Annotated in this window: 7 protein-coding genes; 5 read left to right on the forward strand and 2 right to left on the reverse strand. The window is 66.4% G+C overall.

What is annotated here, in order from left to right; genetic code table 11:
• Positions 1-89: 89 nt before the first annotated feature.
• Together NS355_RS10170 and pyrE are read right to left on the reverse strand one after the other, a co-directional pair.
• Positions 90-818, reverse strand: coding sequence for a pyridoxine 5'-phosphate synthase (locus NS355_RS10170; RefSeq protein WP_058745604.1), 729 nt, complete (start codon positions 816-818; stop codon positions 90-92).
• Positions 815-1,399, reverse strand: a complete 585-nt coding sequence (pyrE, locus tag NS355_RS10175; protein ID WP_058745605.1) for an orotate phosphoribosyltransferase — start codon at positions 1,397-1,399, stop codon at positions 815-817. The genes NS355_RS10170 and pyrE overlap by 4 nt, the downstream gene beginning before the upstream one ends.
• A 239-nt stretch (positions 1,400-1,638) precedes the next feature.
• Between pyrE and coxB the strand changes: the two genes are divergently transcribed.
• From coxB to NS355_RS10200, 5 genes are all read left to right on the forward strand, one after another.
• Complete coding sequence (coxB, locus tag NS355_RS10180; protein WP_430727008.1) at positions 1,639-2,823, forward strand: cytochrome c oxidase subunit II; 1,185 nt, start codon at positions 1,639-1,641, stop codon at positions 2,821-2,823.
• A 3-nt stretch (positions 2,824-2,826) separates the two neighbouring features.
• Positions 2,827-4,500 carry a cytochrome c oxidase subunit I gene (gene ctaD, locus NS355_RS10185; protein ID WP_058745607.1) on the forward strand — a complete coding sequence of 558 codons (1,674 nt, stop codon included), beginning with the start codon at positions 2,827-2,829 and terminating at the stop codon, positions 4,498-4,500.
• 234 nt (positions 4,501-4,734) lie between these two features.
• A complete protein-coding gene (locus tag NS355_RS10190; RefSeq protein ID WP_244489640.1) occupies positions 4,735-6,447 on the forward strand; it encodes a DUF1800 domain-containing protein in 1,713 nt (570 codons plus the stop codon).
• A 5-nt stretch (positions 6,448-6,452) separates the two neighbouring features.
• A complete protein-coding gene (locus tag NS355_RS10195) occupies positions 6,453-7,850 on the forward strand; it encodes a DUF1501 domain-containing protein (protein WP_345938804.1) in 1,398 nt (465 codons plus the stop codon).
• Between the two features lie 162 nt (positions 7,851-8,012).
• Complete coding sequence (locus tag NS355_RS10200) at positions 8,013-9,077, forward strand: NAD(P)-dependent alcohol dehydrogenase (RefSeq protein ID WP_058745609.1); 1,065 nt, start codon at positions 8,013-8,015, stop codon at positions 9,075-9,077.
• Positions 9,078-9,149: the final 72 nt, after the last annotated feature.

Below are 9,149 nucleotides of genomic sequence, written 5' to 3' on the forward strand. Positions count from 1 at the left end.
GTGGAGGGGGCTCTCCACCATAGGAGCCATTTGGGGCGCTCCCCCTCCACCAGCCTGCGGCTGGTCCCCCTCCCCGTGCCGGGGAGGATTCACCGCGCGATATCCATCGCGGCGCGCATCTTGCGCACGACTTCCGGCAGGCCGACGAATACCGCGTCCGCGATCAGGAAATGCCCGATGTTCAACTCGCGCACCTGCGGGATCGCGGCGATGGGGGCGACATTGTCGTACGTGAGGCCGTGGCCGGCATGAACCTCGATCCCGTTCTTCGCCGCCAGCGCCGCCGCATCCGACAGGCGGCGCAGTTCGTGCGTCCGCGCCTCGCCATCCAGTTCGGCATAACGGCCGGTGTGCAGTTCGACCACCGGCACGCCCAGATGCAGCGCCGCCTCGATCTGACGGGGATCGGGTTCGATGAACAGCGACACGCGAATCCCCGCCTCGCCCAGCTTGGCGACCATGGGGCTGAGCCATTCGCGCTGCCCGGCAGCGTCGAGGCCGCCTTCGGTCGTGCGCTCCTCGCGCTTTTCGGGGACGATGCAGGCGGCGTGCGGGCGATGCTTCAGCGCGATGGCGAGCATTTCCTCGGTCGCGGCCATTTCCAGGTTCAGCGGCACGGTGAGTTCCGCCGACAGCCGCGCGATATCGTCGTCGGTGATGTGGCGCCGGTCCTCGCGCAGATGCGCGGTGATGCCGTCCGCCCCCGCCTCTGCCGCGACCAGCGCCGCCTCGACCGGATCGGGATAGCCCGCCCCGCGCGCATTCCGCACGGTCGCGACATGGTCGATATTGACGCCCAGGCGTAAGTGCTCGGTCATGCCGCCGCGCGGCTCCCCGGCTTGATGGCGGGGATCGCGGCCAGTTCGGGCGGCAGATCGTCGGGGCTGTAGCTCGGCACGTCCAGCCGGATCAGCGGGAAGAAGGGCACGCCCAGATCGGCCGTCCCGTTGGAACGGTCGACCAGTGACGCGGCGGCGATCGTCTCGCCCCCCTCGCGCGCGATGGCGGCGATCGCCTCGCGGCTGGACAGGCCGGTCGTCACCACGTCTTCCATCATCAGCACCTTCTGCCCGTGCTCGAGGCGGAAGCCGCGGCGCAGGTGGAAGGTTCCCTCGGGCCGTTCCAGGAACATGCCCGGCACGCCCAGCGCGCGCGCCATTTCATGGCCGACGATGACGCCGCCCATGGCGGGGGCGACGACGGCGCTGATCTGCGCCTTGATGTCGGCCGGGATCTTCGCAGCCACCGCCTCGCAGAGACGGGCGGCGCGGGCCGGGTCCATCAGGACGCGGGCGCATTGCAGATAGCGCGGGCTGCGCAGGCCGGAGGAAAGGATGAAATGCCCCTCGAGCAGCGCCTCGGCGGCACGAAACTCGGCAAGGACGTCTTCATCGGTCATGGGGCAACTCCGGCATCGGTCAGATGACCCGGCCTCATAGGATCGCCCCGCCCCCCGCGCAATCTGGCATGTGCGCTCAAGGGTTGAGGGGGCGAAGTCCCGTGCTATAGTCCCCCTAACAAAAACGACATGAGGCCCCGCCCCAAGACCGTCGGACGACCGATGGACGGGTGAGGGAGATGGGAGACGAGAGCGGGATGAGCGAGGTCAAGCGCATGTCCGGACCCCGGAGGATGAGGATGCCCAAACGCATGAAGGCGATCGCGATCGCCGCCGGGATGGGATGCGCCGCGCTGTCGGGTGTCGCCTTCGCGACTCCGGCCGCGCCGCCCGCTCCCCAAGCCGCCCCCGCGCCGCAGGCCGCCGCCGAGGGGGCGGGCGTCTCCAACACCGCGCCGACCAGCGCCGCGGCCCCCGCCACCGCCGCGCCGACCAGCCCGCTGCTGGCGCAGGACGGTGCCCCCGCGACGACGATCGATCCCAATGTCGGCCTGCCGATCGACGGCCGCTTCGGACTTCAGCCGCAGGTGACGCAGAACGGCGATCGCGCGCACCGGATGCACGACCATATCCTGATCCCGGTCATCACCGCGATCTGCGTCCTCGTCCTGCTGCTGCTCGCCTGGGTCGTGTTCCGCTATCGCCGCGCCGCCAATCCGGTGCCGTCCAAGACCAGCCACAACACGCTGATCGAGGTGTTGTGGACGCTGGGGCCGGTCGTGGTCCTCGTCCTGATCGCCATCCCCTCGATCGGCCTGCTCCAGGCGCAGTTCAAGCCCGCCCCCGCTGGCGCCGTCACGCTGAAGGCGATCGGCAACCAATGGTATTGGACCTATCAATACCCCGATCATGGCGGGATCGAGATCACCGCCAACATGCTGAAGGAAAAGGATCAGGTGGCGCCGGGTGAGCGGGCGCGCACCGATGCCGACGGCCCGCGCCTGCTGGCGGTCGACAATCGCATCGTCCTGCCGGTCGGGGTGCCGATCCGCCTGATCACCACGTCCAACGACGTGATCCACAGCTGGGCGATCCCGGCCTTCTGGATGAAGCTGGACGCGGTGCCCGGCCGGTTGAACGAGACGAGCTTCACCATCGAGAAGCCGGGCCTGTATTTCGGGCAATGTTCGGAACTGTGCGGCGCGCGCCACGCCTTCATGCCGATCGCGGTACAGGCGGTGCCCCCGGCGCAGTTCGCCGCCTGGGTCGCGGCCAAGGGCGGCAAGATGCCGGGCTCGGTCGCGCCGTCGGCCTCGGTCATCCCGCAACCGGGCGCCGAGGGCTCGAAGGTCGAAGCCACCCAGGCCAATGCCGCCGAGGCGGTGACGGGTCCGGCCGACAACGCCTCCACCCCCGCCCAGTCCTCCACCTCCGCGCAGGGCGCCACCGGGAATCCGGCGGGCCCCGGCAACGCTGGACAATAAGCCATGACCGACACCGCACTTCACCCCGGATCGGCATTCGTCGGTCATGAGGATCACCACCACGCGCACCATGACGCCGATCACAAGCCCGGCTTCTTCGCGCGCTGGTTCCTGTCGACCAACCATAAGGACATCGGCACCCTCTATCTGATCTTCGCGATCGTGGCGGGGATCATCGGTGGCGCGATCTCGGGCCTGATGCGCGCCGAACTGCGCGAACCCGGTATCCAGTATCTGGGGATCTGGGCGGGGATGCTCCACGGCGGCGCGCAGAGCCTCGACCAGTCGCTCCACCTGTGGAACGTGCTGATCACCGCGCATGGCCTGATCATGGTGTTCTTCATGGTCATGCCCGCGATGATCGGCGGGTTCGGCAACTGGTTCGTGCCGATCATGATCGGTGCGCCCGACATGGCCTTCCCGCGCATGAACAACGTGTCCTTCTGGCTGCTGATCCCGGCCTTCACCCTGCTGCTCGCCTCGCCCTTCTTCGGGTCGGGCGCGGGCGTGGGGTGGACGGCGTATGCGCCCCTATCGACCTTCGGCGAGCCCGGACCGTCGGTGGACATGGCGATCCTGGCGCTACATCTGGCGGGTGCGTCGTCGATCCTGGGGGCGATCAACTTCATCACCACCATCTTCAACATGCGCGCGCCGGGCATGACCCTGCACAAGATGCCGCTGTTCGTCTGGTCGGTGCTGGTCACCGCCTTCCTGCTGCTGCTCTCGCTGCCGGTGCTGGCCGCCGCGATCACCATGTTGCTGACCGATCGCAATTTCGGCACGACCTTCTTCGATCCCGCCGGTGGCGGTGACCCGATCCTGTACCAGCATCTCTTCTGGTTCTTCGGCCACCCCGAAGTGTACATCATGATCCTGCCGGGCTTCGGCATCGTCAGCCAGATCATCGCGACCTTCAGCCGCAAGCCGGTCTTCGGCTATCTTGGCATGGCCTATGCGATGGTCGCGATCGGCGTGGTCGGCTTCGTCGTGTGGGCGCACCACATGTTCGCCACCGGCCTGTCCGTGAACACCAAGATGTACTTCACCGCCGCCACGATGATCATCGCGGTGCCGACCGGTATCAAGATCTTCTCGTGGATTGCGACCATGTGGGGCGGTTCGCTGTCGTTCAAGACGCCGATGGTCTGGGCGATCGGCTTCATCTTCATGTTCACCGTCGGCGGCGTGACCGGTGTGGTGCTCGCCAATGGCGGCATCGACGACTATATGCACGACACCTATTATGTCGTGGCGCACTTCCACTATGTCCTGTCGCTGGGCGCGGTATTCGCACTGTTCGCGGGCTTCTATTACTGGTTCCCCAAGATGTCGGGGAAGATGTATAGCGAACTGCTCGGCCAGCTGCATTTCTGGGTGTTCTTCGTGGGTGTGAACCTGTTGTTCTTCCCGATGCACTTCCTGGGCCTGCAGGGCATGCCGCGCCGCTACCCGGACTATCCGGACGCCTTCGCGCTGTGGAACAAGGTCGCGACGCATGGCTATGAGATCATGGCCGCGGGCATGGCGATCTTCTTCATCAACCTGATCTGGTCGCTGATCGCGGGCAAGCCGGCGGGCGACAATCCCTGGGGCGAAGGCGCGACGACGCTGGAATGGACGCTGTCCAGCCCGCCGCCCTACCACCAGTTCGAGACGCTGCCGCGAATCGACTGATCGGCCGCTCCATCCCTCGATTCGAACGAGGCCCCGAAACAGGATTTCGGGGCCTTTTTCATTACGCTTGCGTTGCGATAGGGCCGTATCGGCCGGATGGCCCCGTACATGCGGTGAGCGGCGGAACCTTTCATATTCTATTATCCACATTGGCACCAAATTGCCTCGGTCGCCCAGCGGGGGCGGTTAGCGGGTGCATGGCCAATGATGGGGCGGGATATAGAGGTTGCGCCGGTGACGGTGGCCTTGAACGAGAGTGCGGACACGCCCGGCATGACGAACCGTCCGAGCGAGTCGACCCTGATGACCAGCGGTGCGATCCTCCCGCTGCTGGCGCTGGCGGCCTGTGGCGATGGCGGGAGCCAGGGTAGCAGCGCCGCGAGCGGCGGCTCGGCCAGCTCCAGCGGTTCGACCACGCCGGTCGTCGTCGTCACCCCACCGCCGACCGCCACGGAAGCCAGCCGCTTCCTCGCCCAAGCGACGATGGGCGCGACCCGCAGCACGATCGATGCCGTCGTCTCGCGCGGCTATGACGGCTGGCTGACCGACCAGTTCGCGCTGCCCCGCGCGATCAGCCACTGGGACTGGATGATCGCGGGCGGCTATGACGCCGCGGCCAACCGCAATTCGCTGGCCGGGCTGGACCCGACGCTCTGGCGGCAGATGATCGTCGAGCCGGACCAGCTGCGCCAACGGATCGGCATGGCGCTGCTCGACATATTGGTGGTCGGGGTCGATGGCGTGACCGATGCCTGGCGCGCGTTCAGCATGGCGGCCTATGTCGACGTGCTGCTCGACAACGCCTTCGGCAATTATCGCGACCTGCTGGGCGCGATCACGACCAATTTCGCGATGGCCAGCTTCCTGACCTTCCTCAACAACCGGAAGGGCAATCCGACCACCGGCGCGCAACCCGACGAGAATTACGCGCGCGAGCTGATGCAGCTGTTCACGCTGGGCCTCTACCAGCTCGACATGGACGGCTCCGCGAAGACCAATGGCGGCCAGCCGATCGAAACCTACACCCAGGCCGATGTGTCGGGGCTGGCGCGCGTCTTCACCGGCCTGGCCCCGGCGACCAGCGACAGCAGCACGCCCGCGCGCTACCGGATGCCGTTGGTGATGAACGCCGCGATCAACGAGACCGGCACGGCAAGCTTTCTGGGCACCAGCGTCAGTGGCGGCGGCATGGCGGCCGTCAAAAGCGCGCTCGATACGATCTTCGCCCACCCCAATCTGCCGCCCTTCGTCTCGCGCCAGTTGATCCAGCGGCTCGTGACGAGCAATCCTTCGCCTGCCTATATCAATCGCGTCGCGACGGCCTTTGCCGATAACGGCCAGGGGATACGCGGCGACATGAAAGCGGTGATCCGCGCCATCCTGCTCGACAGCGAGGCGCGGGCCCTGCCCGGCACGGCCAATGCGGGCAAGCTGCGCGAGCCGGTGCTGCGGCTGACCGGCTGGGCGCGTGCGTTCGGGGCCAGTTCGCCCTCCAATGCCTGGGCGATCGGCGACACGTCCAACCCGACCAGCCGATTGGGGCAGAGCAAGGGCCGCAGCCCTTCGGTCTTCAACTTCTACCGCCCCGGCTATACCCCGCCCGGCACCGGCCTGGCGGGCAGCGGCCTGGTCGCGCCCGAATTCCAGATCACCAACGAACAGAGCGTCGTCGGCTATGTGAACTTCATGTACGGGCTGATCGCCAACGGTATCGGCGACGTGAAGGCCGATTACACCGCGATCCAGACCTTGGCGGCGGACAGCAAGGCGCTGGTCGACGAGGTCAATCTGGTGCTGGCCGCCGGGCAATTGTCGACCTCGACCGTGACGACGATCCGCGGCGCGGTCGACAGCGTGGCGGCGACGGCGACGAACGGCCCGATCAACCGGGTCGGCATCGCCATCCTGCTGACCATGGCCTCCCCCGAATATCTGAATCTGCGGTGATGAGCATGATGCAAGACCAATCGCCCCATGATCAGTCCAGGCGCGCCTTCCTGAAGCGCAGCGCGCTGTTCGGCCTGGCCGGGACCGCCACCCCCTTCGTCTCCAGCCTGGCCGCGATCGGCGAGGCGGCGGCGGCCACCGCGTCCGACTATAAGGCGCTGGTCTGCGTGTTCCTGTACGGCGGCAACGACTATGCCAACACGCTGGTCCCCTATGACGAGACCAGCTTTGCCGCCTATCGCGCGGCGCGGGCCAATATCGGCTATCAGCGCGATGCGCTGGCGGGCAGCGTGCTGAACCCCGCCGTCGCCCTGCCGGGTGGCCGCGTCTATGCGCTGTCGCCGTCCATGCCCGAAATGAGCCAGCTCTTCGCGGCGGGCAAGATGGCGGTGGCGCTGAACGTCGGCACGCTGGTCGAGCCGACGACCAAGACGCAATATAACAATCGCACCGTCCGGCTGCCCCCCAAGCTGTTCAGCCACAACGACCAGCAAAGCTTCTTCCAGGCGTCCAGCCCCGAAGGCGCGACCAGCGGCTGGGGCGGGCGGATCGGCGACGTGTTCCAGAACGGCAACGGCGCCGCCGCGCTGACCTGCATCAACACCAGCGGCAATGCGGTGTACCTGACCGGGCGGACCGCGATCCAATATGCGGTGGGCACCGGCGGCCCGGTCGCGCTGCTGAACAACAGCCGCACGCTCTATGGTTCGTCCTCGGCGCTCGACACGCTGCGCAGCCTGATGACCACCGAAACCAGCTTTGCGATGGCGAGCGAGCATGCCCGCATCTCCAAGCGCGCCTTCGACGTACAGGCGCAGCTCAGCGGCGCGCTGGCCGGGGCTCCGGCGAGCAATTTCCCGCTATTCCCGTCGAACAACCCGCTCGCCGACCAGTTGAAGATGGTCGCGCGGATGATCGCGGTGAACCAGACGCTGGGGCTGAAGCGGCAGGTGTTCTTCGTGTCGATGGGCGGGTTCGACCTGCACGACAATCTGGTCGCGCAGCATCCGGGACTGCTCGCCCGGATTTCCTCGGCGATGAAGGCCTTTTACGACACCACCGCCGCGATGGGCGTCGCCAATCAGGTGACCAGCTTCACCGCATCGGACTTCGGCCGCACGCTCCAGTCGAACGACGACGGGTCGGATCATGGCTGGGGCGGCATGCACTTCATCGTCGGCGGCGCGGTGAAGGGGCAGCGTTTCTATGGCAAGGCGCCGACCGTCGGCACGAATACCAATGACGATGTCGGCCAGGGCCGTCTGATCCCGACCATGTCGGTAGACCAATATGCCGCGACGCTGGCCAGTTGGTTCGGGATCGATTCGGGCGGGTTGCGCACCGTGCTGCCCAATATCGGCAATTATGATTCCGCCACCTGGAACCAGGGGTTCATGGGGTAGGCCGAGCACTTGGTGACAATATAACATATTGATTTGCGGCAATTCTCCGATCAGCCCCAATCGGAAAACTTAACCCATGGCGCGTCTGGCACCGGATTGCGTGGCCCCCATATGGGCGGCCGCGTCCGTTCGTTCGCGTTACAGATTTCCAGAGGAGCTTCCATGCCCACTCCCGCCAAGGGTTATGCCGCCCAGTCGGCCGAAACCCCGCTCGCCCCCTTTTCCTTCGAGCGCCGCGATCCGCAGGGCGACGATGTCGCGATCGACATCCTCTATTGCGGCGTCTGCCACTCCGACCTGCACACCGCGCGCGGCGAATGGGCGGGCACCCAATATCCATGCGTACCCGGCCATGAGATCGTCGGCCGCGTGACCGCCGTCGGTGGCGACGTGACCAAGTACCAGGTCGGCGACCTCGTGGGCGTCGGCTGCATGGTCGACAGCTGCGGCCACTGCCCGTCCTGCCATGACGGCGAGGAGCAATATTGCGAGACGACCGGCTTCGTCGGCACCTATAACGGTCCTGATCCCGTACTGGGCGGCCATACCTTTGGCGGCTATTCCGACCATATCGTGGTCAAGGAAGGCTTCGTCCTGAAGATCAACCATGACGAGGCCGATCTGGCCGCCGTCGCGCCGCTGCTCTGCGCAGGCATCACCACCTATTCCCCCTTACGCCACTGGAAGGTCGGGCCGGGCCAGAAGGTCGGCATCGTCGGTCTCGGCGGCCTGGGTCATATGGGCGTGAAGATCGCCGCCGCGATGGGGGCCGAGGTCTATGTCTTCTCGACCTCGCCCAACAAGGCCGAGGATGCCAAGCGGCTGGGCGCCAAGGACCTGATCGTGTCGAAGGACGAGGCGCAGATGGCGGCCCATGCCAACAGCTTCGACTTCATCCTGAACACGGTGGCCGCGCCGCATAACCTCGACGCGTTCCTGATGCTGCTGAAGCGCGACGGCACGATGACGCTGGTCGGCGTGCCCGACTCGCCGCACCCGTCGCCCTCGGTCGGCAACCTGGTCTTCCGCCGCCGTTCGCTGGCGGGTTCGCTGATCGGCGGCATCGCCGAGACGCAGGAAATGCTCGACTTCTGTCACCAGCATGGCCTGACCGCCGACATCGAGATGATCGCGATGGACGAGGTCAACACCGCCTATGACCGGATGCAAAAGAGCGATGTGAAGTATCGCTTCGTCATCGACATGGCGACGTTGAAGCAGGGCTGACGCTAACAGGGCCGAGTCTGGTTTAGGCCCTTCCCTCGGAGCTTGGCACGCCTCTCCCGCAGGCGGGAGGGG

This window comes from Sphingomonas yabuuchiae, from assembly GCF_001477495.1.
Lineage (GTDB): Bacteria > Pseudomonadota > Alphaproteobacteria > Sphingomonadales > Sphingomonadaceae > Sphingomonas > Sphingomonas yabuuchiae_A.